Here is a 26,236-nt window from a genome sequence, read left to right on the forward strand (position 1 = left end):
CCATCCCTACTCTGGCTGCCGCCCGTCAAGACCGCGCCGTCGACAAGCAACTGGCTCAGGCGCTCAATGACGGCGGCGGCTCGGTCTGTCTAATCCTCTCGGGTATGGGGGGAGTCGGCAAGACCCAGATCGCCGCAAACTACGCCCTAGACCAATGGAGTCAGCTCGAGGTCAACCTCCTGGTCTGGGTTAACGCCAGCAGCCGCGACACGATCCTCGCCGCGTTCGCGCAGGCGGGCACCGAAGTATGCGGAGCAGACGCATCGGATAGCCATCGAGCCACGCGAACGTTCCTGGCGTGGCTGGCGCAACCCGAGGCACCCCGCTGGTTGATCGTGCTTGACAACCTCACCGACCCGGGCGACCTGAACGAACTTTGGCCCCCAACCAGCCAGCGCGGAGGCACTATTGTGACCACCCGCCGCAGGGACGCCGCACTCGAGGGCGCCCACCGCACCCTGATCGAAGTCGACTTGTTCACACCGGAAGAAGCCCGCCAATATCTCATCGGAAGGCTCAAGGGCAACCCCATCCGCCTGGAACAAGCCACCGCGCTCGCGGCCGACCTAGGGCACCTACCGCTGGCGCTGGCGCAGGCTGCAGCCTACATACTGGACCAACCAGGTCTGACCTGCGCCGCATATCAAGGCCTTCTCGCTGACCACACTATCAGGCTCGATGATCTCAGCCCAGATGCTCTTCCCGACGGGTATCCCAGGTCAGTCGACGCGGCTTGGTCGCTGTCGATCGAGGCTGCCAACGGTGATGAGCCCTATGGCCTGGCAATGGGGTTGCTTCGCGTAGCCAGTCTGCTTGATCCTGCTGGAATCCCAGCCGACCTGTTCACTTGCGGAATCATATTTGATGAGCTGTGGGCTTTCATGTCTACCGGATCACTGCATGATCCAAAGAGAGCGAATTTCTTCGTCTCCCGGGACATAACCAGGGGCCTCGGACGACTCCACCGTTTGGGCCTCATCGACTTCGACGGCCAGCTCGTGCGAATCCACGCCTTGATCCAACGTTCAATTCGTGACAAGCTTGAATCCCAAGACCTCTCTAAATTGGCTAACATCGTAGCTGACGCGCTAATCGACATCTGGCCTGAACCCGAGGTTGCTCGATCAACAAGCGCGCTATTGCGTTCGAACGTCGACCATCTTCGGTACAACTGCGAACCGGACCTGCTAGAGCGCGCGCACCCTCTCCTGATTCGGCAAGGCGACAGCCTCGGGATACAAGGCCAGGTCAGCAGTGCAGCTGCATATTTCGAGCAGCTCAGCCAAGAGTGTCTCCGTCAACTCGGGCCCGAGCATGGCTTCACTTTGGAAGTTCGCCATCGCCACGCCCACTGGTTGGGTGAGTCAGGGAGCGCAACGGCTGCCTCGAACAAGTTCCGAATGCTATACCAGATCCGATCGAAGATCGATGGACCAACGCATCCAGATACCTTGCGCGCCCGGCACGGATTCGCTCGATGGACTGGCGAAAAGGGTGACCTGGCCACTGCGATCAGCGAGTTGGAAACCCTGCTGCAGCTGCGTCTTGAGATCCTTGGCCCAGACGACCCGGAAACCCTCACTGTCCGCCATGATCTCGCCTACTGGATCGGGCAATCCGGTAACCCAACTGGTGCGGTGGCGGCGTTCGGGACGGTTCTCGCCGAACGAGTACGCCTGCTTGGCCCGGATCACCTCACTACCCTAGCTGCGCGCCAGAATCTGGCGTACTGGATGGGTGAAGCCGGAGATCTGGAAGAGGCCACCGCAGCAACCGAGGAACTTCTAGACGATCGTATGCGAATACTCGGCCATGACCACCTCGATGTCCTGCTAACTAGGTCCACGCTCGCCCGATGGCGGGGACGGGCCGGAGAAGTTTCATCTGCCGTGCGCCTGAACGAGGAGCTCCTGGAAGACTGCCACCGCGTTCTCGGCCCGGATCATCCCTTCACGCTGACGACCCGGCACAACCTCGCCCATTGGCGAGGCGCAGCTGGCGATCCGTCTGCGGCCGTGGCCCAGACGGAGGACCTGCTCGCCGATCGAATCCGGATCTTGGGCCCGGACCACCCCGACACACTGCGGACCAGGCAGAATTTGGCCGTCTGGACAGGCGAAGCAGGCTATGTCGCTGACGCAATATCAGCTCTTGAGCAGGTGCTCCATGACGATCGCCGTGTCTTGGGAGAAGATCACCCCGAGACCCTTGCCACTCGTCACAATCTCGCCCGATGGCAAGGCAAATTCGGTGACAAGGAGCGTGCTATTGCCGCATTCGAAAAACTCCTACCCGACTTCGACAGGATACTCAAACCCGACCACCGCTACACAATCATCGCGCGCAATAATCTCGACCTGTTGCTGAATGAGAATCCCTGGGACGAAGAAGCCGATTACGAAGGCAACATTTCCGGTGGCTTTGCCAGGGGCGGATTGGTAATTACCGGCGGACTCGGATCTGGAAAACGTGGAAGCAGCTCACAGGCGCCTTTCTTCCCAGCAGCCTCGCGGCGGACAGCCAGCAGGAGTACCAAGTCATTTGACAGTTCAAAATACTCCGAACAGGAAGAGGATGGAGACAGCGAGGAGGAATCATCTCGAACGTGGCAAGAGACAGGCAACATATGGGGATACGTCAACCCAAAAGATGACCCCTACGCCTAAGAGTTCCTAACTCTTTTGAAGGCGGCGCCAGCAGATGAGGGCGCAGCCGAGGCTGAGGAAGGCTTCGTGGATGTCGGCGCGGCGTTCCCAGCGGATGCGCAGGCGGCGGAACCAGTGCAACAGCGCGATGGTCTGCTCCACGACGTAGCGGGTGGCTCCGAGCCCGGACCCGTGTGCCGTGCCGCGGCGGGCGATCTGGGTTCGAATGCCCCTGGCATGCAGGATCTTGCGGTACTTGTCGTGGTCGTAGCCGCGGTCGGCCTGGACCACCTTCGGTCTTCGCCGGGGCTTGCCGCGCTTGCCGCGGATCGGCGGGATCGCCTCGACCAGGGCCTCGAGCTGGGTGACGTCGTTGCGGTTCCCGCCGGTCACGGTCGCGGCCAGCGGGATGCCGTTCGCGTCGGTGATGAGGTGGTGTTTGGAGCCCGGGCGGCCGCGGTCTACCGGGCTCCGACCGGTTTTGGGCCGCCACGCAACGCTCTGAGGTGCGTCGAGTCGACCACCGCCCGCTCCAGATCGAGCCGGTCGGTCCGGCGCAGCTCGGCGAGCAGGACCTCATGCAGGTCTTGCCAGACGCCGACCTCGTACCAGTCGCGCAGCCGTCTCCAGCAGGTCATGCCGCACCCGAACCCGAGTTCCTGGGGCAGCCACTGCCACGGGATCCCGGTGTAGAGCACGAACAGGATGCCGCACAAGGCCTTCCGATCGTCGAAGGGCTTGCGACCGGGGGTCCCGGCCGGTCGCTCGCGGACCGGCAGCAGCGGCTCGATCACCGCCCACAGGTCATCATCGACGATCCACGGACCCTGACTGCGCCGCTGCTGCGGCCCACGCTTCCCACGCCTCATGATCCAAACAACGCACCAGAGACGAAATAGTTACGGGTTCTTACGGTAACCACCTTGAACAGGGATGCGAGCAACTCTCAGCGGATCGAGAAGGACACCAGCGTAAGCTGGCCCGCGGCGCAGGCCGCGCCCGGACACGGCCGCGTCGGCGGTCGTGGACGAGGAGCTGATGGCCCTGCTCTGCGAACGGGCTGAGGTCGTCGGGGTCAAGCTCGCCGAGGGAGGCAGGCTGCTCGCCGAATTGACCAACCGGGTACTCGAAGCGGCATTCGAGGGCGAGATGACCGATCATCTCGGCTACGACAAGCACCAGGCCGAGGGCCGGGGCAGCGGTAACTCGCGCAGCGGCTACCGGGGCCAAGGCCATCACCACCAATATCGGACCGGCTGAGATCGCCGTGCCCCGTGACCGGGACGGCTCGTTCGAGCTGGCGATCGTCAAGAAGCGGCAGCCGTTGGCTAGCATATGGAAAGGTTTACAATGTACTACCGCGAACCGCTGTCTTTAGGCCCCGACCGCAAGCTCCTGCGTGCGGGCCAGGTCTGTTCCTGCCTGATGTGACGTGGGTGACCAGGTGATAACTTTAAGCTGTGACAGATTGGTGAGGAGCTCTCCACTCGAACTATCGGTTGACGGCCTAATGAGGGACGATCTTGAGCATGCCGCCATCGGAGCCCACCCCGAACGATAATTCGCCGCTGATCATCGGCCCGTATACGATTCTCAAGCCCCTCGGGTCCGGTGGGGTCGGCCGCGTCTATCTGGGTGAGGATCTGCAGGGGCGCCGAGCGGCCGTGAAAGTGCTCGATCCGGTCAACAGAGAGATGTTCGAACCGAAGCGTTTCCAACGCGAGGTGGCGATCCTGCGGCAGGACCTTGGGGACGCGATCGTCAGCTACCTCGATGACGACCTGGAACCCGAGGACGGCTCGGATCCGTGGATCGCCACCGAGTACATCAGCGACACGACCCTGCTCAAACATGTCCGAACCCTCGGCAAACTCTCCAGCCGGGCATTGGCGACCATGGGCATGCACCTGTGCGAAGGACTGGCCCACCTGCACGAGAACGGCATCTCTCACCGGGACATCAAACCCGCCAACATCATGATCCGCCCGACGGGAACCCCGGTGTTCATCGACCTCGGAGTCGCCTACCGCGAGCCCACGCGCACCGGCGGCGGGCCGACCCACAAGACCACCGCCAACGTCGTGGTGGGGACCGAAGGGTTCCGGGCGCCGGAGATCCTCTCTGGGGACCGATCGGACTTCGCCGCTGCCGACATCTACAGCCTCGGCTTGACAATCGTATTCGCGGGGACCCGGCTGATGCCCGGCGAAGAGGGGTTCGCCGATCGAGTGGGGCTCCTCGACGGCGCGGGCGATCCGAACCCCCTCGACGAAGGCGCGCGCAACGAGCTGCTCGGTATTATCCGCGACATGACCGGGACCGAACGATCCTGGAGGCCGTCCGCGCTAGACGCGGCCGACCGATTCGCCTCGGTGGTCACTCACCGCAGGCAGTTGAAGAGGAACGAGAAAGCCATGGAATCCGAGCTCGTCGCCTCGGTCGACCTCGCGGACCGTCGCTTGACCAAGGTGCCTCCGTCACGAGCCCGGGCGCGCGAGGCCGCACGACGAATCCGCGAGGAATACGGGAGCACTGGAATGAACGCCTCATGACCGGCGAAAGCAATACTTCGACCGTGTACGCCAATGGCTCCTACGTGCGCGTGCGTGACGAGGACTGGATCGTCACCCATGCCGAGGAGACGACCCACGACGGCTGGCTCCTCCAGTGCCAAGGCGTGAGCGAGCTGGTCCACGGCATGTCCGCCACCTTCCTGGAGGCACTCGACGAGATTCAGCCGCTCCTGCCCGAGCAGACCGGCTTGTGGTTCGACGACACGTCGAACTACTTGCAGAGCCGCCTGTTCATCGAAGCGCAGCTGCGCAGCGCGGACATCCCTCGAAGCACCACCGACCTCGTGCTCTCCGACAACTTCCTGCTCGACCCCCTGGACTACCAGCTGCGCCCCGCCCAGATGGTGCTGAAGTCACTGCGGCCCCGCCTGCTGATCGCCGACGTCGTCGGTCTCGGCAAGACCCTGGAGATCGGCCTGGCGCTGGCCGAGCTCATCCGGCGTGGGCGCGGGGACCGCATCCTCGTCGTCGTCCCCCAGCAGGTCCTAGACCAGTTCCAGATGGAGCTGTGGGCGCGGTTCTCGATTCCGCTGCTGCGCATGGACTCCCAGGGCATCGAGCGGGTCATGCGGCAGCTCCCGGCCGGGCGCAACCCCTTCCACTTCCACAAGCGGATCATCATCTCCATTGACACGCTGAAGTCGAAACGGTGGCTGCGGTACCTGGAGAAGGTCTCGTGGGACGCGGTGGTGTTCGACGAGTCCCACAACCTCGTGGGCTCCTCAGGGCGGAACCTGCGTCAGCGCCTGGCCGCCCTCGTCTCACGCACCACCGAAGCGCTCATCTTCGCCTCGGCGACTCCGCACCCCGGCAAGGACAAGGACTTCGCGAAGCTCATCCGCATGCTCGACCCGGTCCGCATCGCCGATGTGAACGACTACTCCGCCGAAGACATTGAGGGCCTGTACATTCGGCGGACGAAGACCGACCCGGAAGTGCGGCAAGCGCTCAGGAGTTCCAGCGAGATCAAATGGGCCGATCGCGGCGACGCCCGCTCCATTCAGGTGACCATGAGCCCGGAGGAGCAGGACGTGTTCGACACGATCTTGGGTTCTTGGCTGGAGCGGCAGCGGCCCGGCAGTTCCGTGAAGACCTTCTTCCCGTACACGCTGCTGAAGGCCTTCTTCTCCTCGCCCGACGCCCTGGCCGAGACGATCGCGAACCGCAAGGGTAAAGGCGACGAGGGCGAAGCCCGCGACCTGGCCACGCTCGGTGAACTCGTCGCGAAGGTGTCCCGGCCCGGCAAATTCGCCAAGCTCGTCGAATACCTCGCCGAGATCGGGGTGGGCCCCGGCAAGCACAAGCGGGTGGTGATCTTCTCCGAGCGCCACGCCACGCTCAAATGGCTGCGCGACAACCTGATCGAAGCCCTCGGTTTCGACCAGGAGGCCGTCGCGGTCGTCCACTCCACGAAATCCGGCGAGGACGGCCCGGACGTGCGCCGCGCGATCGAGCAGTTCGGCCTCGGCTCCAGCCCGCTGCGGGTGCTCCTGGCCGGGGACATCGCCTCCGAGGGCGTCAACCTGCACAAGGAGTGCTCCGACCTGGTCCACTGGGACCTGCCGTGGAGCCTGATCCGCATCGAGCAGCGCAACGGGCGCATCGACCGCTACGGGCAGGCCGTGCCGCCGCAGTTCGCCGCGCTCATGCTCCGCAGCGCCGACGAGGACACCGAATGGGACGAGGCGCGGGTCTCCTCCAGCCTCCTGGCCAAGGAGGCCGAGGTGAACCGCACGCTCGGCGCGACGCAGGCGTTCGTCGGGCACGCGAACGCCGACTACGAGGAGAGCCGCCTGGTCAAGGCGATCCTCGATCACACTCCGGTCGAGCAGGCCGTCGAAGCCGAGCACGACGCCCCCGGGCCCGCCGTCGACGCGCTGGCGATGCTCCTCGGCGGCAACAGCGAACCTTCCGACGGGCGCGAACCGGTCCCGCTCGCCGAGCAACCGGCTCTGTTCCCCGGAACCACGCAATTCGTCGATGCCGCCCTCAAGTTCGTACGGACCAAGGTCGCCGACGAGGGCGAACGGGACCGCTTCCGTGTCGAGAGCGACGGGCCCCGGACTTGGCATCTCCAACACCCGCCCGGCGACCTCCTGGCCCGCCTCACCCGCATCCTGCCGCCGGCGTACGTGAAGGACCGCGGCCTTATCGAGACGATCCCGATCACCACCAGCCACGAGGAGGCCAAGGCGGCGATCGGCAAGGCGCAGAAGCGCGACAAGAAGTCCGCCTGGCCCGCCCTGTCGTTCCTCTCCGACCTCCACCCGGTGACCCGCTGGCTGGTCGACAAGGTCATCCTCGCCCAGCCGAGGGACACCGTCCCGGTGGTCTTCGCCGATACCGACCGGCCGATCTACTGCCTGCAAGGCGTCTGCGCCAACGGACTCGGCCAGTCGGCCGTCGTCGAATGGATGGCCGTCTCCGGCGGCCCGCAGAACTGGACGGTCGAGGACATGACCGCCGAACTCGACCGCGCCGGAGTCAACGAATCACTGTCCAACCCCGGCGTGCCCTCGACCGACGCGCAGAAGGCCATCCGCGACGCGATCACCGCACACTTCCCCGCCGTCCTCGACAAGGCACGCGAGCACCTCGACCAGGCCCGCGCGGCCTGGGACGAGACGGTCGACGCCGCCATCGGCGACCGACGCAGCACGGTCGACCAGTGGGAGCAGACGGTCATCGACGGACTGGAGACCATGACCGTGCGCCGCAAGACCAGGGAAGAACGCGCCCGCGAGGAAGCCGAACTCGAACGCGCCGCCCTCGAGAAGCTCCGCCCCAGAGGCGAATCGCTCGTCAAGTTCGTCGCGGTGGTCGTCCCCCGCGACTTCGCCGGATAAGCCCGCAGGAAGGACACCACCGTGGATTTCGACTCCCTCCTCAACCAGGGCGAATACTTCAGCAACTACTACTTCGCCGAGGAACTGCCCGGCAAGGTCCGCAAGACCCGCGGCGCGGAGTGGAACGACCAGGACAAGAACAGCGACGCAGGCCCCTCGCCGCGCCGCAGGCTCCTGGGACTGCGCGGGGACTACCACGAGTTCCGGACCGCGCTCGCCGACGCGACCGACCGTGCCCCGGTGCTCGCCGACTGGCACGACAAGGTGCTGCGGGCCCTGGGGTACGCCGAAGGCACCCGCGGCACCACGGACCTGACCGTGGCCGGTGAGGACTACGAAGTTCCGTTCGCCTACCAGTCCAAGCGGGTCGTCGCCATCGAATGCGACAACATCGACCTGGCCGCCGACTGCGCCGACCCCGACCAGATCCACGCGCTCGACGGAGCCTTCCCCTTCGCCACAGCCTCCAAGCTCGTCCCCTGGATCACCGACAGCGAGGAGTTCGGCGGCGTCAAGTACGTGCTCCTGCTGTGCGGAGCCTCGGTCGTCATCGCAGACACCGACACGTGGCTCGAAGGGAAGTACCTCGCCGTCTCGGTCGGGACCGTCGTCGAACGCGACCACATTGGGGAGGCCGAACTCGCCGCCGCGCTCGTCTGCGCCGACCAGCTCGACCCCGATGTCGCTACCACCGCGGCCGAGGCCGGGCTGGCGGAGTTGCGGCAGGACTCGTTCACCAAGGCGCAGGGCGTCTCGCAGAGCCTCCGGGACGGCCTGCGGCGCGGTGTCGAGGAGATCGCCCAGGAGATCCTGCACCGGCTCGACGAGCAGGGCGTCCGCTGGGACGAGTACTACGGTGATGACGAATTCGCGCGGATGCTGTCGATCCAGAGCCTGCGGTATCTGTATCGGATCGTCTTCGTCCTCTTCGCCGAGGCCAGGCCGGAACTCGACGTCCTGCCGGTCAACTCGACCGAGTACCAGGAGGGCTACTCGCTGTCCCGGCTCGCCGAGCTCGTCGAACGCCCACTGCCCGACGCCGCCGAGGACGGCACCTACCTGTTCGACTCGCTTCAGATCCTCTTCGATTGCCTCAATGCGGGCTTCCACCACGACGAGTTCGCCGAGGCGATGGAAGCGGCCCGCGAACGCAGGGACTCCGGTGACAAGGAGCTCGCCGAGGTCGAGGACCGGAACTTGGTGGTCGGCGATTGGCGGGTGGTCTTCGAACCGCTCCAGTCACAGCTGTTCGACCCCAAGTCGACCAGTCTCATCGGCCGGGGCCTGAAACCTGAGGAGGATCTCGACTGGGAGGCCGACACGCGGCTGCGGAACGCCTGCCTGCACCGCGTGCTGCGCATGCTCATGATCGACGACGGGACGGGCGGAAGGAGCGGGCGCGGCCCCCGCAAGACACAGTTCATCTCCTACGCCACCTTGGGCATCAACCAGCTCGGCGCGGTGTACGAGGGGCTGATGTCGTATACGGGCCGCATTGCACGTGAGGAGACCCTGTACGAGGTCGCCAACGCCAAGGACCTCAAGGACAACCGGGGATTCCCGAAGGAGGGCTCGTGGCTGGTTCCCGCCGACCGCATCGACGACTACGACGATTCGGTGAAGGTCACGCGGATCGATCCTCGGACCGGTGAGTCCTACCCGGTGACCTACGAGGACGGGTCGTTCGTGTACCGGCTTGCAGGGCGCGACCGCGAGACCAGTGCCTCCTATTACACACCGGAGTCGCTGACACGCGTCACTGTCCAGCTCACCCTCGACCAGTGGATCGAGGAGAATGGCGGTGAGGAGAACGTCAAGGCGGTGGACCTGCTGAAGCTGAAGGTCCTCGAACCGGCTCTCGGCTCGGGCGCGTTCGCCAACGAGGCGATCAACCAGATTTCCCAGCGCTACTTCGATATGTATGCGAAGGAGACGGGCAAGCGCCCCGAACCCGGTAACGCGGACACTGAACTGCGCAAGATCAAAGCGCATGTGGCGCTGCACAACGTCTACGGTGTGGACTTGAACAACACTGCTACGGAGCTTGCCGAGATCAGCATCTGGCTCAATGTCATGCACCCCGGACTCCGAGCACCCTGGTTTGGGTTGCACCTGCGGCGCGGCAATTCGCTGATCGGCGCACGGCGAGAGTTCCTGAAGGTCGCCGACTTCGACAAGAAGAAAGCAGGTCAACCCTGGTATTCGATCACCCCCGAGGCCAAGAGCTTCAAGGAGGTTCCGCCGCGGACCATCAACGAGGCCATCAACGAGCAAGGCCAGAGGAAGTCCTTCAATGTCACCGATGACCTTCTCATCCACCACTTCCTACTGCCGAGCGCTGGATGGGCGAGCATCGCGGGCGACAAGGTTGGCAAGGAACTCCAGCCAGAGGACGCGAAGCGGTTGGCAGCGTGGAAGAGGAACCTTCTCAAGCAGCCGACGAAGACTCAGCAGAAGCGGTTGGTGCGTGCAGCGCGTCAGGTTGAACTGCTGTGGAAGTTCGTACTCGAACGGCTGCGACTGTCCGAGGAAGCAGTGGAGCGGCCCATCGACATCTTCGGAGCTGATCCGATCCAGGGTGGTTCCGTTCTGTCGCGCAAGGCGAAGCAGGAGATCGTCGCTGAGCTGGAGCGCCCTGGCGGTCCGTACTGGCGGTTGAAGCTCCTCATGGACACTTGGTGCGCCCTGTGGTTCTGGCCGCTCGGCGAGACCTGGAAGCTTGACGGTGAAGCAGCTCCTGCCGACACGCCGGACGACTTCCGCGCGCTCACGAGCCTCGATGACTGGCTCGATTTTGTCGAGGCCATCGTGGGTAAGCACGAGATCGAACTCCTCGCGAGCTCGTTCGAAAACCTGAATGATATACGCGACGCTGAAAACCAGACCAACGCGTGGATTCAGGCCAGGGACGAGCTTGAACTCAGCTCCACCGGCCAGTGGGTCTTGCTGGACCAGATCAAGAAGATCTCGGACGACCAGGGATTCTTCCACTGGGAGCTGACCTTCGCGCATGTCTTCGAACAAGGTGGATTCCATTTGCAGCTAGGAAACCCACCGTGGCACCAGCCAACCTGGGAAGAGAAGGCAATCCTATCGGAGTTCGATCCACTTTTTACTGTCGGCAGCTGGAGTTCAAAGCTCAAGAAGGAACGAAAGATTGCTCTACTCAACGCTTCGAAGTCGCGCGCATATATCGAGTCCGAAGCAGCTGCTCAGTCGGGTCTTACTTGGTTTCTCTCGCATATTACCACCTACCCACTGATCGCCGGCACTCGATCGAATTTGTACCGGAATTTCATGGTGCGCTCCTGGGGCAATAGCAGCCCTACTGGATCAATTGGATTGATTCACTACGATACTCATCTTACTGGAGAGAAAGAGGCAAAGATACGAGAAGCAGCATACCCAAGGCTCAGAATGCACGTTCACTTTGTGAATGAGCGCTACCTATTTGCCGACATTGGGAATACGAAAGAATTCTCGATAAATGTAAGTTCGTTTGCTCGGCCGGTTCGGTTCAAGCACTTGTCTTGGCTCTATGAACCCCACGTCGCGGTAGCTTCCCTGGATGACAGTGGGTCAAGTGAAATAACACCTCGGATTAAGCATAGAGGGAAATGGGATCTTCGTCCTCACAGTTCCCGGGTCGTTGACGTCGATGAAAAGCGATTGCGTGATTGGAACGATCTTGTGGGGGGTGCAGAATCTAATCCGCTACGGGCGAAAATCCTGTACCCCTTGACTTCTAGAGAGCTTGGCCCGATTGAACAATTCCGACTTGCACCGAAGCGAATTCGAGATCTGCATCCGAGAATAAGCTCCGGCTTCGACGAAACAGGTGTTCAGAATGCTGGGTACTTCGAATCTATCGACAGGGCAACAGGGATAGACGATAAGGTAGCAGCTAAGCAGGTAGGAGACTGGGATGAGGTTATTCTACAGGGGCCACATCTTTCTATAGCCAATCCATTCGCGAAGGCCCCGCGCACTCCGCTCGTCAGTCATAAGGCGTGGGATGCGAACGATCTCACTGCGCTCCCTGCTGACGCGGTGCCCCTTACCAACTTCCGTCGCACAGTAGGGCGCGACAAGTATGTTGGTAAGCAAGACAAGTGGCTCGATGAGAATGGGAAAAGGAGGCCGTACACTGACTTCTATCGCGTTGCGTGGAGAGAGATGATTCCATTCAACTCAGAGCGAAGTTTGTATGCGGTTATTATCCCGCCAGGTGTAACTCACGTACACGCTGTGCATTCGGCTTACATGGGAAACATTCGAACCACAGTCATAAGTGCAGGCGTATGGATGGCCCTCGCTATGGACTATTTCCTAAGGATCAGTGGTACCGGTCATCTAGGTTCCGGAAGGGTTCCCAATCTGCCAGCGATCGCTGAAAATCATGAACTTTCAGCGGAGCTGCTTATTCGAACGCTCCGTCTTAATTGTCTCACAAATTCTTATGCGCCGCTGTGGGAAGAGCTATACGATCCGGAAGCCTTCTCCTCTGCTGAATGGGCGTTTCCCTGGCCGGGTCTAGATCGGCTGGAGAATGTATCGAGTGATTGGAGCTACAAAACCCCTCTACGGACTGATTACGCCCGGCGAGCGGCTCTCATCGAGATTGATGTCATTGTGGCGATCATGCTCGGCATCGGGGTGGAGGACCTCAATGCAATCTACCAGGCTCGGTTCCCGGTCCTGTCCTACCGAGAGGAGTCTATGTGGTTCGATGGCGATGGTTCCTCGATCATGTCAGATACCTTGGAAGCGGGATTCAAGCAGGCCAATCACATGGACCGTGCGGGCAAACTGAACAAGAAGCAGCCCTACGAACAGCTCTTCCAGTACCTCGCCAACCCCGAAAGCAACGAGCCCCCGACCGGCTTCCCTCGCTTCACCGAGTCGCACGGCCTGGCCTACTACCGCGCCAACCGGACCGGGATGCCGGTCACCTCCGACTACCCCGACGGCGTCAACGGCAATCGAGAAGCCGACGTAGCAGGGGAGTACGCCACCGCCTACGCCGAGTTCAAGCGTCGCATGGAAGCCGGTGAAGTATGAAGCCGTCGATCGTCGTGCCGAAGCTCCGTGAGACCGTCCTGACCTACCTCACCTCCTCGTTCGGCATGGCCGAGGACCAGACCGCCGACTCTCTCGCCGGTCTGTTCGACGATCCCGACACCGGCATGTTCCGCGGCCCCTACCTGCGAGTCAGCGCCCCCTTCCGCCCCGCCGCACACGGCTGGGAACGCGCGCTCTCCTGGTCACCGCCCGACCTCGACCCGCCCTACCGGCACCAGGCGCTCGCCTGGCAGCGCCTGTCCTCGCTGAACGACCGCACCCCCGAACCGACGATCGTCGCCACCGGCACCGGCTCCGGCAAGACCGAATCGTTCCTCGCCCCGGTCCTCGACCACTGCGCGCGCCACGCCGGTGAGCGAGGCATCAAAGCGATCATCATCTACCCGATGAACGCCCTCGCCACCGACCAGTCCCACCGCATCGACGAATTCCTCGCCGAAGAGGAAGCACTGTCGGGAGTCTCGGCGGGCCTGTACATCGGTCAGGAGTCCAAGGGCAACGCGTTCACCAAGATGACCACCAACCGGCAGACGATGCACCGCGAGCCGCCGGACATCCTGCTGACGAACTACAAAATGCTCGACATGCTGCTGAGCCGCGAGGCGGCGCAAGACCTGTGGAGCGACATCAAGCTGCGCTACCTGGTCATCGACGAATTCCACACGTTCAACGGCGCCCAAGGCACCGACGTCGCGATGCTCCTGCGGCGGTTGCGCGCCATGTCCGGTCAAGAGCCGACCCCCGTGGCGACCTCGGCGACGCTCGGCTCAGAGTCCGAGGCGCTGAAGGTGGCCTCGACGATCTTTGGCACCGAGTTTCCCGAAGGCGCGGTGATCTCCGAGGACCGCCTCCGTCCCGAGGAGTTCATCCGCGAGGACCCCGACGCGCCGAACGTCGACTTCGCCGGCCTGGCCGAGATCGCCGACCCTTACGAGCGGGCCTCCGCCATCCACGAGATCGCCGAGGCGGTCGTGGGCTCGAAGGACCTCACTCCCGTCGAAGTGGGCAACCGCCTGCTGCGGAACCCGATGACCGCCGCCGTGCTCGACGGGTTCTCCTCCGGCAAGCTCATCACGATCGACCAGTTCTTCGAGGACGTCCGCCACGAGGCCATGGCCGAATGGCGGAGCGCCTGGAGATCTGGCAACGGGCGGAAGGCCGCCGAAGCTGCACTGCACCGGCTGCTCGCGCTCATCTCCTGGGCCCGTTCGGAGATCACCACCCACGACGGGAGGCGACGCAAGGTCCCGCTGCTGAAGGTCGAGGGGCACCTGTGGGTCCGGTCGGTCACCCGCGTCCTGCGGGCGCTGCCGCGGTCGCTGGACGACCAGGAGAACCTGGAGGTCGAGTTTGCCTGGAGCACCGACGCCGAGCCCGAGAAGACCTGGCTGCCCGCGATCTCCTGCCGCCACTGCGGCCGTTCTGGGTGGATGATCGCCGAGCAGCACCCGGCGAAGGACGACAAGATCCTGAAATGGCCGGAGATCTACCGTGTCTCGGGCGTGCACCGCCAGCGCCTCATACCCCTGATCTCGGCCTTCCCCGCCGAGTACGCCGAGGACAACGACGCCTACCGGCCCGGCCGCCCGATGGAGGAGAACGCGCCGCTGTACCAGTTGGACGGCGCGATGCTCCTGCCGTACGACCCGCAGTCCGACTCACCGGTGGTGCTCCACGACTCCACGCCCGGTATCGGCGACAAGTCCCGGTGCCCTGCGTGCGGTAACGACGACGCGATCCGGTTCGTCGGCGCCGGTGTCGCCACCTTGACCTCGGTCGTGCTCTCGGAGATCCTGCAGCGCGCCATCGACCTCTCGGACGACCCCGACCTGCGCGGCGACGAGCGCAAGGCGCTGGTCTTCACCGACTCGGTCCAGGACGCCGCCCACAACGCGGGGTTCCTGTCGTTCCGGTCCAACAGCTTCAGCCTGCGTACCTACATTGCGAACATCCTCGCCGGGACCGGCCCGGCCACGCTCACCGAGCTCTCGGCCCGGGCCGTGGAAGAACTCGCCGCAGAGCCCGAGGCCCTCGGCGGAGTGGTCCCGGCCGAGCTCCAGGAGTACCCGGGCATCCAGCGGCTCATGAAGGGCGACGACCAAGGCTCGCAGAGCGACTGGGACATGATCGCGCGCCGCCTGGTGTTCGACGCCATGCAGGAGTTCGGGCTGCGCACCTACTTCGCGCGGACCCTCACCCGCTCGGGCCTGGTCACGGCCGAGATCGACCTCGGCGACGGAGCCGGCGAATGGCTGGCGAACGCCCTCACCGCGTCGGGAGCCGCGGTCGGCGAACTCATCGGAGACCCCGGCCGCGAGCAGCGGCTGCTGGTACATGCCAGAGGCGTGCTGCACCGGCTGCTGATGCGCGGCGGCATCTGGCACGAGTGGCTGGACAGGTGGTTGAAGGGCGCCGGCCGGTACCGGTGGGCGGTCTGGGGCGGCCGCGATTCGGGCATGCCCGCGTTCCCGAAGGGGATGAGCGCGCCCTCGTTCATACTCGACGCGCCGAACCGCCTCGCGCGCAGCGAGTTCGACCAGCTCGGGAGCGGCCAGGAGACCTGGCTGACGAACTGGACCCGCCGCTCCCTGGGGCTCGAAGGCCCCGACGGCGTCCGGTATCTGCGCGAGCTGCTCCAGCACCTGGCGCGGCACCGGGTGGTGGGGGAGATCGGCACCGACGCCGGACCGGTCTACGCCCTCAGCGCCGCGAACCTCCACCTGCGGTTGCAGAGCAAGGAGGACGCAGAGAACTCCCAGATCGTGTGCTCGGTTTGCTCGTATAAGCGCACCGTCCCGGCCGCTGACCGGGACGGATGGCTCGACACTCCGTGCCTGCGCTGGCGCTGCACCGGAACTTACCAGCGGGGCGACTGGAACGACGAGTACTACTACGACCGCTACCGGCACGACACCGTCTTCAACCTCACCGCCTCCGAGCACACCGGCGTGCTCGACCGGCAGCAGCGGGAGGATCTGGAGCGCGAGTTCAAAGGCGGTGGCTCCTGGGGAGCACCGAACGTGCTCACCGCCACCAGCACCCTGGAACTGGGCATCGACATCGGCGACCTCTCGGTGGTTGGTATGGCCGGGATCCCCGCCGATCCGGCGAGCTACGTGCAGCGCTCCGGCCGCGCGGGCCGCTCCACCGGCAACGCCCTGGTGGTGGCCCTGACCCGGCGGCGCCCCCGCGACCTCATGCTGTTCGACGATCCCGACTCGGTCGTCAACGGGCACATCGCACCCCCCGGCGCGAGGCTCAGCGCCTTCGCGCTGCTCCAACGCCAATACCTGGCCTACCTGACCGACAAGGCGACCCGGGGAGAACTCGAAGGCGTGAAGCCCCTGCCGGTGGCCGCCGGAGACCTCTTCGGCGAGGACCGCTGGCTCGCCTCGCTCGCCGAAGTGGCGATCGCCCGGTCCGAAGAGCACTCGGAGGCGTTCCTCGAACTGTTCGGTGCGGAACTCGACGACGAGGCACGGACCCAGTTCAGCGAATGGGCGAGCGCCGGAGTCGCGCGCACCATCGGCGACGCCGACACCGCGCGCGCACAGGACAAGCAGCGTCTCGAACAGCGGCGCACCCGCATGGCCGAGGCCCGCGCCGACCTGGTCAGGGACCCGGACACCCTGCCCGACAAGCAGGCGCAGCTTGCCCAGCTGACCGCCGAGTCGAAGCACGTCGGCAAGCGGATCACGGCGATGAACACCGAACCGAGCCACAACGCCCTCGTCGAGGCCGGGCTGCTGCCGAACTACTCCCTCAACGACGCCGCCTGGACCCTCGAAGCGACCCTCAGCCACAAATCCGAAGACGACGGCCGGACGCAGTACCGGACCGAGGACCGCGAATACCAGCGCCCCGCCACCGCGGCCATCCGCGAGTTCGCCCCCGGCAACCGGGCCTACTTCCGCGGCTACATGCACCGCATCAGCGGCGTCGACACCGGCGGCAGCCGCCACGAGTTCATCGAGCAGTGGGTGATCTGCCCCAACTGCGGGACCAGCACTCCCGTCGGAACCGACGAGCAGGTGCGGACCTGCCCCGGCTGCGGCCATGGGGTTGGCGACGTCGGCAACCGGTACGACGTGCTCGTGCCGCGAACCGTCTTCGCCTACGACGACGCGAACATCACGAACATCGACGACTCCTCCGAAGAGCGCGAACGCCTCGCCTACTCCTACACCACCACCGTCGACATGCGGGGAACCGAAGGCAGGAGCTGGCGCTCCAGGGCATCGACGTTCGGATTCGACTACTCGCGCGGTGCCACCGTCACTTACCTGAACCTCGGACTCGACCGCGAACTCGCCGACACCGCGCACGTCACCATCGCCAACGAGGACCTGCTGCAGAACAAGTTCTGGATCTGCCCCGACTGCGACGGTGCCTACCACCTCGACGACCCCACCGGCCGAGGCGACACCGGCAACTGGCGCGCCGACCCGTGGAAACAGCACCACCGCTTCTGGTGCCGCAACCGCGACAACAACAAGGACCGCAGGCACCTCGGCGTGATCCTAGGCCACCGGCTCGAAACCGAGGCGGTCCGCTTCCTCCTGCCGCTGAGGCAACGCGGCGACGACGAGAAGCTGGCCTCCTTCCAGGCGGCGCTCCTGGCCGGGATCAACAGGTACTTCCAGGGCGACACCAGCCACCTGCGGGCCACCATCACCTACATGGCCCAGCGCAACACCAGCCCCGAGGACACCGAGCCGGTCGCCGCGCGCGTCTACCTGGTCCTGTACGACGAACAGCCCTCCGGGACGGGCTACCTCAAGGAGGTCTCCGAGCCCGAACCGCTGCTCGAAGTGCTGCAGGCCGCCAGGCGCGTGGCCGCCGAATGCGACTGCGAACGTGACGCCTGCCAGCGGTGTCTCCTCCCGTACACCCGCGAGGCCGACATCAACACCGTGGGAAGGCGCCACGCCCTCGAAGTCCTCGACGGCATCCTCGAGGGATGGGACCTCGCCGCCGGGCCCGTCGTCGACCAGAACTCCATGAACGAGGTCGTCGACTCCGAGTTCGAAGTGCGGTTCAACGAAGCCCTCGAACCCAACGCCGCCCGGCACGGGTTCGGCGTGAGTAAGACCGACCGGCGACAGCGCAAGCTCTTGCACGGCGCGTCCGGGGCCGCGTGGGAACTGCGCACGCAGGCCCCCGAGCGCGCGGTCCGGACCAGGCCCGACTACACGTTCGCACAGCTCGCCGGCGACCAGCGCGTCGTGCTCTACCTGGACGGGTACAAGTACCACGCCGCGCCGCAGGTGAACGCCGAGCAACTCGCGCGCATCGGCCGGTCGAAGACGACGCAGGACGCGCAGAAGCGGACCGAACTGCGCGAGGACGGCGCGCACGTTTTCACCGTCACCTGGGACGACCTCGCCGCGTGGGGTTCGGCGAGCGCGGCCGATCGGCCCGACTTCCTGCTGCCGACCGACAACGAGGCGGCCGGATGGAACGCCGCCGCGGGCGCCGCCCGCGCGATGGGCATCGACGTCGACCTGCTCAAACAGGAGCTTGCCCAGAACACCCTCGACTACCTGTTCTCATACCTCGCCGAACCTGACCAGAAGCGGCAGGCGCTCGTCGCCCGCGCGATCGCGTTCGCGCTCGCTTCGCTCGCGGACGACCGGGCGAAGACCCAAGTGCCCAGAGGCCATGCCGAGCAGGAGATGTGGGGACTACTCGACGGCGACCTGCCCGAACAGGGGACCGGTGGCCTCGTTGCCCACTTCACCGTCCACGACTTCCTGACCCTGGCCGTCGCCGTCGACAACCTCGGACGCGATCCGTCCGAGTGGGTGTTCACGGTGCTCGCCAGGCTCGACGACGACCCCGAGCGCGCCGCCGCCGACGCGAACGAGTACCGCCGGGCGTGGAAGGCCTGGCTGCGCTGGAGCCACGTCTTCCAGTTCCTGGACGGCGCCGACCACCTGTACTGGATGACCGGCGGCATGGACCTTGCGCACCGCACCCGCCCGGCCCCCGCTTCCGCCGAAGCCGAGCCGTCGATCGACATCGCCTTCATCGACCCCGAGGACATGGAGCTCATCGTCGGCGACGACACGAGATCGCTGCTGGACGGCCTGGCCGCCGAAGGCGCGGACGTGCCGGAGGCGACCGTCGGGGACGAGATCGATGGCGTGCCCTTCGACGTGTCGTGGACGGATGCCAAGATCGCCGTTCTGAGCCACTCGGACCCCCGGGCGCTGGCCGAGCAGGTCGCCTCGGCGCGCGAATCAGGCTGGGACGCAAGAGGCGCTGGCGACTGGACCGCTCCCGAACTGTACCGACGCCTTACCGCATCCCGCGAGGAAGGAAAGCAGTAGCCGATGAACGGCCCGAACTACATCCGGCAGACCGACAACGCCAAGAACGACGCCCTCGAACTCGCCAAAGACGACCCCAAGTTCCGAAGCTACTTCCACGACTTCCGGATGCGGTTCCACGAAGGCTCCGACAATCGCCGCTTCAAGCGGACCACCGTCAAGTCCGCCGATGACCGGACCCTGCACATCTTCGACATGGGCGGCGATTACAGGGCCGTCTTCCTGCCGCCCGACGGGAGCAACTGGCTCATGGTCGCGGTCGGTTGGGACCGGCTGGCGCTCAAAAAGGCCGAGCGGTTGCGGTTTGCCAGAAACGAGCACACCGGCGAACTCGACATCTACACCTCCGACGGTTTGGTCGCACAGCCCGCGATGACGGGACCGTTCTCGGGTTTCAGTGACGACCAGCTGGCCGAACTCGGCGTCACCGGCGACATCATCGCCTCGCTGCGTGGCATCGCTGACGAGGCGACGGCGCATTCCTTCACGGCGAAGGTGGACGGCTTCAGCCGCCGCGTCCTCGACGAGATCCTCACCGGAGCGACCTTCGACGAGATCTACGAACGGGTGACCGAGCCGTCGGGGCGGACCGTCGTCGAACCCACCCCGGAGGACGAAGCGCTCGACCCGGTCGAACAGGCCACCCGCGTCACCTTCGAGCACACCACCTCGATCGACCCGGTCGTGGACGCCATGCTCTCCGGTTCCTGGGAGAACTGGATGCTGTACCTCCACGACGACCAGAAGGTCATGGCGGCGCGCGAGTTCAACGGCCCGGCCAGGATCTCCGGCGGGCCGGGGACCGGGAAGACTGTGGTCATCATTCACCGCGCGGTCGAACTGGCTTCCCGCCTCGCCGAAGGCGATCGCATCCTCATCGCCACGTACAACAACGCCCTGGTGCGGGACCTCAAGGCCAAGGTTGGGCTTCTCGGCGGCAAGAAGATCCTCGACAAGATCGATGTCAACACCATCGACGCCGTCGCGGGCGGCATCTACTCCAAGTCCGGCGCCGGTGGCGACGTCGACGTCGCGCGGTCCGATGAGGAACGCGCGACGTGGAACGGCGCGATCGACGCCGTCGGACCCGAAGCCCGCGAATTCACTCAGGAGTTCATCAAGGAGGAGTACGAAGAAGTCATTCTGGCCGACCGGATCGAGACCCTCAAGGACTACTTCCAAGCATCGCGGTCGCGACGAGGCAAGCCACTGGGCCGGCGTCAGCGCAAGACCGTCTGGGAGGTCTCAACCCGCTTCGAGGCGCTCCAGGACGCCGAGGTGAAGACCACCTGGGCGCGCATCGCCGCTGAGGCCGGCAAGATCGCGGCCACACCAGAAGGTGCGAACCACCGCTATCGCCACATCCTCGTCGACGAAGGACAGGACCTCAGTCCCGTCCACTGGCGGCTCGTACGCGCGCTCGTCAACCCGGGTAAAAACGACATTTTCATCGGTGCGGATTCGCACCAGCGGCTGTATCGGAAGCCATTGTCGCTCAGTCACTTCGGAATCCAGATCCGCGGCCGCTCGCGACGTCTGACGGTCAACTACCGGACCACGAAGGAGATCCTCGACTCGGCTTTGGCGCTGACGGCGGGCCAGAAATTTGAAGACTTCGACTCCGGCACCGACAAGCTTGACGGCTACCGTTCGCTGAACCACGGCGGCACCATCGAATCCGAACGCTTCGACGACGAACGCGACGAGCTGGCGTTCATCCTCGAACGGATCAACGCCCTGCGGACAGACGACGCCGAGAGCAACATCGGCATCGCGGTACCCACCCAGAAGATCCGCGGCGAGCTGATCACGAAGCTCAAAGAATCCGGATTCGACGCCCGAAACACCCGCCAGGTCCGCAAGGATGGCGCGGTCTATGTCGAGACCATGCACTCGCTCAAGGGCCTGGAGTTCCAGCACATCATCAACGCCTACATGGGCAAGGACCACTTCCCGCCGCGCCATATGCGATTCGAGTCGATCACCGACGAATCCGTGCGCGCCGCCAGCGAGCAGCGGGCGCTGTCGCTGCTGTTCGTCACCGTCACGCGCGCGCGAGATAGCTACGTCCTCACGCACACCGGCCCGGCACACGACCTTGTGAACACCCTTGAACGCGCTGTGAACTGGTGATCCGAGCGGTCGGACTACAGCTCGTCGTGTACTGAAGCTGACGAGGGACCTTTGAGTCCAAAGACTCCTGATTGGCGTGCGATGATGTTGCGCACTTTCAGCACCAGTCTTACGACGGGCGTCGCGGGCTCGTTCTCTCCATACTCGCGCTCGCTCTTCCGTAGAAGGGCAGGCCACAGAAGCCGGGCTAGCTCGGTTTTCGACTCGAATATGTGCATCTTTGAGAACACAAACTTGATGTCGACATGCCTCAAGCGTGCGTCGCGCAGTGCTGCGATGAGATCTTGGTCCCAGGTAGGTGAGTTCAGACGGGTGTTTCCCTGTGTCTGTGCGATCTGTGTGAGTGCTGGCACAAGCTCTTCGTCAGTGAAGTTCGCGAGTTCGTATGTGTCCTCGCCCCATACGAAAATGTGTACAAGTTCGTCAAGGGATGCATCGTTGATATCAGCGTCTTGGTATTGAACCTCCTCCCTGATCGCTGCCTGAAGCTTGCGGCGCATCTTCTCTCGCGCTTCCTCTGTTGCGAAGTTGTTCTCAGCGTCCATTGCGATCATCAAGGCCGTAGAGGAGGCATCGAGAAGCCACTTCCCTTCCCGGATCTTCCTTCCCGCGCGAGGCGTTACGCCGTACCGGGCAATCAGATGTGGATTGACCTTGGAGCCTTCAGTGCGTTGCACACGAACGTCCTGAGGCCGGTCGAACCCTAGCTCCGCCAGCAGCTTGGGGATGTGGAACAGCTCGGTCTCGCCCTCCACTAGGAGGATGACCTTCGGGTGAGGGGAGAGACCGAACTCGGCGAGTGCCCGTTCAAGCGTCTGTGCTTCAACGTGTCGAGGCGACAGGCGATCATGCTGCGGTGTCCACCAAGTCGAACCGGTGAGATCGGGTAGCGGTTCCAGGATGCCCTCAGCGGTGAGTTCCTCGTGGGCTCGCAGCAACACCTCGGCCGCGACCCGCTGCCACATCGCGGTGAGCGGTGCGTCACGGAGTTTTGTCCAGCCGTCGTAGCGAGCATATCGCGTCAGCGGAAGCCACTTTCCGAGAGGATCTTGGGCATGGGACAGACTCAACAGATGATCGGCTGAAGATTTGAGTTGGTCAGGGGGGAAGCCCGCAATACGCAGGAGATCGAGCTTGTCTACTGCTGCTCGGTATCGCCGTAGTTCGCCTTCATCAAGTTCCATGGGGAAGCTGAAGCGCCTGAGCACTCCCGGCAGGTACGGGGTTGCAAGTGCCGCGAGAGCCCGGGCGAATCTGTGGTGTTGTTCTACCCGACCGACTCGCGTGCGGTCCCAGCCGTGTTTGACATTCTGGTAGATGGTCGTGATCCTGTGGAGATCCACAAGTTGCCATGAGGAGTAGACGAATCCGTTCCACCAATTCTCCGGATCCTCATCGGGCGGCCGTTCGTAGGGCCACGCCGAGGAGTAGCCCTCAGTCGCGGGGTCGCGTAGGCGCCCCTCGATGGCTGCGTCGAGCACCCAGGCCCGGGCGTTGGGACCTAGTGGTCGTTCAAGAGCGAGTCGGCGACCAGCAACCGCGGTGTCGCTCACGCGGTACAAGGGGACGAGAATCCGTGAGATGTGGAGCTCCTGCAGTGTATGCAGGGTCAACGTGAAGCCTCGTTCCTTAGCCCGCTTGATGAACGCCTCCGTCGTAAGCAGTTCGTCTTGCGTGAAGATGAACGGGATCTGCATCAGGTCAAGTGAGCTTGCAAAGATGTTGACGCTCGGAGGGGTTTTCGTCATCTCGTGGTCCTTGTCAAGATCGGAAAACCGTATGCTGTGACGCTGCATTCTGGAGTAGCATCGAGTGTTGGGCTGGTCATGCCCAAGGGACTTTCTCGGTTTCGCCGTACCAACCTTGGAATTTGCGTAGGTCTCGGTATTTGCCTGTGAAGCCGAGTGAGTGCAGCACGAGTAGCGCCAAGAAATGGCGTGCAAGGGCCCACACCTCGACGAGCAAGCCTGGCTGGTCGTACACGATTTCCTGGCCGGCCTTGGGGTGTACGAGTCGATTCCGAATCCGTGTGACGACGTCGGCACCGTCTTTTGCGTTGGCGTCTCTCCGGATGAAGTTATGTATCTCGGGCATTATCGAGAAATCCACATCATACGAGATTTGGGCGGCATCGAGTGTCATGCGAAGTCGGTCCGCGGCGACAAGATGCCTACCGTTCCATAGGTCCCGGCCTTTGTACTGCTTCTCCGTGAGAATCTTCCCCAGTACCAGGTGTTGCCATTGCATGTGCTCAAGTCCAGCCGTGCCATTGATCACCCGAGACTCGACGAATCCATGATATCCTGCGGACAGGATGGAGAACTTCATCTGAAAGCCCAGTCTGGCGCAGATGATTGGGTCGGCGAACTTCTCGATAGTGAGCCGCAGGACTTCCTCAAGTGAGTTGAGATCATTTTGATACCACCAGCCAGGAGTCACTGAGTCGGCCGTATCTAGGTGCAGTGGGAGCCATTCCTCCCAGGCCACCGAACCGTCGTGGGAGAATCCTACTGGTAGCAGCGGCGCGGCCCATCTCCCAATAGCAAACGACATCCCAACATGAAGGGCGTCAAGCACATGGTCGGCATCTTCTGCTGAGAATTCCTTGCCATCGGTCCGACGCAATTCCATGACATGAGTCATGACATACAGATTGGATCTCTTGGCCTGCTTAAGCACTTCATCGAGATCTCGTCTCTTATCAAAGGTGATCGTCCAGCTACTGGCTTGGAAGCTCCAACGACCATCGTATGCGCTATCAGGATTGTCCGGCGTCTCGGAAATCAGTTCCCTACACCACCAATCCGGCAGGTTGAACCAGTGCGCAATGATCCGTGTCAGATTCGAGTGCCGCGATCCGAATTCGCTACCATTTGACGATCCACACTGAGTGCCGGAAGCCCGTCCAATGAGGGGCATCGGTCCGTCCGGCCTGTGCAGGGTCAGATCCAGCGAGCCCTTTCGGGCCGCTTTGAAATCAGGAACGGACACTTCCCACTCGATCACCGGGCGACGTGAGAAGGAGAAAGCCACCGTTCCTTGGCAGTCGGCCGAGCCGTGGCCTCCGATCTCATCGTGGAAGAGTTCGATCGGCTCGCTCGGACCGTTAAATCCGTACCAGGGCTTCAGGGCTTCGTTGAGGGGCGTTGCCATCACGCCAGCATACGCTCCAGGGTCTCTGACGCTGTCTGAACGGGCGGGCGTGTTCTGTCCGGGGCCACCGATGGTTGCGGCAGAGCGAACATTGCGGTCCCCTACGGGGGTCAGGAACATGCGCCCGGCTACGGCGCGCTCTATGCTGGCCATCACTGGATTCGGTCGGACAGGTCTGTCCCAACCGATCACAGCTGCGCTTTGGAGGCCCAAAGCTTACTCGAAGGCGTTGGTTCTGAGACCAACGGCTGAGCGCGGGGGTCGGTAGGGGAGGAGCGCGAAGTTGCCGGTTGGGGGCGGTTTCACGGTTTGTCCACATAGACGGGGTCGAAATTTCCGCCACAAACTACTAATCCGGATCTGTGAAGTTGGGTTCTGGGTGGTGATGCGAGAATGCTTGCATGGCAAAGGGAAAGCCGCGAGCGAGTGCGGAGCTTCGAGCTCGGGCGCTGGAGATGAGAGCGGGTGGGTATACGGCCGCGTTCATCGCTGGGACGCTGGGCGTCTCGCCGAACTCGGTCTACAACTGGGCGCGATGGGCCCGTGAGGGCCGGCCTGCGGGACTGGACGACAAGCGACCCGAGCGCAAGAGCGCGATGGACGAGCCGATGCGCACCGAGCTGGCGGGGATCATCGAGTCGACCACGCCTGAGGAGCACGGCTTCGATTCGTTGCTGTGGACCCGCGAGATCGCGGCGGCCCTGGTGAAGGAACGGTTCGGCATCAGTTTCTCGCCCAAGTGGGTCGGGCGGATACTGACCGATCTCGGATTCACTCCGCAGCGACCGCGGTACCGCTCGGACCGGGCCGACCCTGCAGCGGTCGAGCGATGGCGAACCGAGACCTTCCCTGCAATTGCTGCCCAGGCCAGCGAGGAGGGCGCCGAGATCTTCTTCGGTGACGAATCCGCCATCCAGCTGGGGTTCCATGCCGGGACCACCTGGGGCAAGAAAGGACAGACCCCGGTCGTGACCGCTTCGGGTCCGGTCGGTGGCCGCAAGACCATCATGATGGTCTCGGCGATCTCGCGTAAAGGACAGTTGCGTTTCCGGCTGCATTCGGGCTCGTTCGACGCTGTCGCGTTCATCGACTTCTGCAAGCGATTGATGGCCACCACCGACAAGCCGGTGTTCCTCATCGTTGACAACGCCCGCGTCCATCACGCCAAGATCGTCAAAGCGTTCGAAGCGCAGGCCGAGGGCCGTCTGCGATTGTTTTATCTGCCGTCCTACTCACCCCAGCTCAACCCCGACGAACTGGTCTGGAACACCGTCAAGAACGGCCGCATGGGAAAAGCCGTCCTCCGGAACGGAGGCGATATGCACCGGGTCGCGCTCGGCGCCCTGCGCAGCCTCCAGAAACTCCCCGAGACCGTCAAACGCCTCTTCAGCCATCCCGAACTCACCTACATCACTGCGGCCCAACCGGAGTGACACTAGGCCACCCAACTTCACAGTTCCGGATTAGTAGTT

At 63.8% G+C, this 26,236-nt stretch carries 12 protein-coding genes; 9 read left to right on the forward strand and 3 right to left on the reverse strand.

What is annotated here, in order from left to right:
• The coding region (fxsT, locus tag YWW_RS35390; protein ID WP_081687711.1) for an FxSxx-COOH system tetratricopeptide repeat protein at positions 1–2,666 on the forward strand (2,666 nt) is incomplete at its 5' end.
• A gap of 6 nt (positions 2,667–2,672) precedes the next feature.
• On the opposite strand, the gene YWW_RS35395 is transcribed toward fxsT, so the two are convergent.
• Positions 2,673–3,514 (reverse strand): IS5 family transposase gene (locus YWW_RS35395; RefSeq protein WP_211228670.1). Its coding sequence is split into 2 segments (ribosomal slippage): positions 2,673–3,130 and positions 3,130–3,514, totalling 843 coding nucleotides; the frame shifts between segments, so codons are not numbered across the junction.
• A 154-nt stretch (positions 3,515–3,668) separates the two neighbouring features.
• On the opposite strand from YWW_RS35395, the gene YWW_RS36235 reads away from it, so the two are divergent.
• From YWW_RS36235 to YWW_RS0123330, 7 genes are all read left to right on the forward strand, one after another.
• A complete protein-coding gene (locus YWW_RS36235; protein ID WP_051326233.1) occupies positions 3,669–3,905 on the forward strand; it encodes a transposase in 237 nt (78 codons plus the stop codon).
• Position 3,906: 1 nt separating this feature from the next.
• Positions 3,907–4,023 (forward strand): hypothetical protein, encoded by a 117-nt coding sequence (locus tag YWW_RS38340; protein ID WP_425402712.1) that lies wholly within the window; start codon positions 3,907–3,909, stop codon positions 4,021–4,023.
• A gap of 151 nt (positions 4,024–4,174) precedes the next feature.
• A complete protein-coding gene (locus tag YWW_RS34495) occupies positions 4,175–5,197 on the forward strand; it encodes a serine/threonine protein kinase (RefSeq protein WP_081687712.1) in 1,023 nt (340 codons plus the stop codon).
• Between the two features lie 23 nt (positions 5,198–5,220).
• Positions 5,221–8,064: a DEAD/DEAH box helicase gene (locus YWW_RS0123315; RefSeq protein WP_162145989.1), complete on the forward strand. Its 2,844-nt coding sequence runs from the start codon at positions 5,221–5,223 to the stop codon at positions 8,062–8,064.
• A gap of 21 nt (positions 8,065–8,085) precedes the next feature.
• Positions 8,086–13,125 carry a DNA methyltransferase family protein gene (locus tag YWW_RS32570; protein WP_051326235.1) on the forward strand — a complete coding sequence of 1,680 codons (5,040 nt, stop codon included), beginning with the start codon at positions 8,086–8,088 and terminating at the stop codon, positions 13,123–13,125.
• Entirely contained in the window at positions 13,122–19,478 is a 6,357-nt protein-coding gene (locus YWW_RS0123325; RefSeq protein ID WP_026931990.1) for a DEAD/DEAH box helicase, read from the forward strand. Before YWW_RS32570 ends, YWW_RS0123325 begins: the two co-directional genes overlap by 4 nt.
• Positions 19,479–19,481: 3 nt before the next feature.
• Complete coding sequence (locus YWW_RS0123330) at positions 19,482–21,611, forward strand: UvrD-helicase domain-containing protein (RefSeq protein WP_026931991.1); 2,130 nt, start codon at positions 19,482–19,484, stop codon at positions 21,609–21,611.
• Between the two features lie 14 nt (positions 21,612–21,625).
• On the opposite strand, the gene YWW_RS36240 is transcribed toward YWW_RS0123330, so the two are convergent.
• Complete coding sequence (locus tag YWW_RS36240; RefSeq protein ID WP_155830360.1) at positions 21,626–23,359, reverse strand: hypothetical protein; 1,734 nt, start codon at positions 23,357–23,359, stop codon at positions 21,626–21,628.
• 76 nt (positions 23,360–23,435) lie between these two features.
• Positions 23,436–24,917 (reverse strand): YopA family protein, encoded by a 1,482-nt coding sequence (locus tag YWW_RS36245; RefSeq protein ID WP_155830361.1) that lies wholly within the window; start codon positions 24,915–24,917, stop codon positions 23,436–23,438.
• A gap of 248 nt (positions 24,918–25,165) precedes the next feature.
• Between YWW_RS36245 and YWW_RS0123345 the strand changes: the two genes are divergently transcribed.
• Positions 25,166–26,197: an IS630 family transposase gene (locus tag YWW_RS0123345; RefSeq protein WP_026931994.1), complete on the forward strand. Its 1,032-nt coding sequence runs from the start codon at positions 25,166–25,168 to the stop codon at positions 26,195–26,197.
• The last annotated feature ends 39 nt before the right edge of the window (positions 26,198–26,236 follow it).

This window comes from Glycomyces tenuis DSM 44171, from assembly GCF_000427885.1.
Classification (GTDB): domain Bacteria; phylum Actinomycetota; class Actinomycetes; order Mycobacteriales; family Micromonosporaceae; genus Glycomyces; species Glycomyces tenuis.

Bases quoted from the DNA above. Each gene is read 5' to 3' on its own strand.
- YWW_RS34495 (WP_081687712.1), top strand. From the start codon at position 4,175: ATGCCGCCATCGGAGCCCACCCCGAACGATAATTCGCCGCTGATCATC.
- YWW_RS0123325 (WP_026931990.1), top strand. From the start codon at position 13,122: ATGAAGCCGTCGATCGTCGTGCCGAAGCTCCGTGAGACCGTCCTGACC.
- YWW_RS0123330 (WP_026931991.1), top strand. From the start codon at position 19,482: ATGAACGGCCCGAACTACATCCGGCAGACCGACAACGCCAAGAACGAC.
- YWW_RS36240 (WP_155830360.1), bottom strand. From the start codon at position 23,359: ATGACGAAAACCCCTCCGAGCGTCAACATCTTTGCAAGCTCACTTGAC.
- YWW_RS36245 (WP_155830361.1), bottom strand. From the start codon at position 24,917: ATGGCCAGCATAGAGCGCGCCGTAGCCGGGCGCATGTTCCTGACCCCC.
- YWW_RS0123345 (WP_026931994.1), top strand. From the start codon at position 25,166: ATGGCAAAGGGAAAGCCGCGAGCGAGTGCGGAGCTTCGAGCTCGGGCG.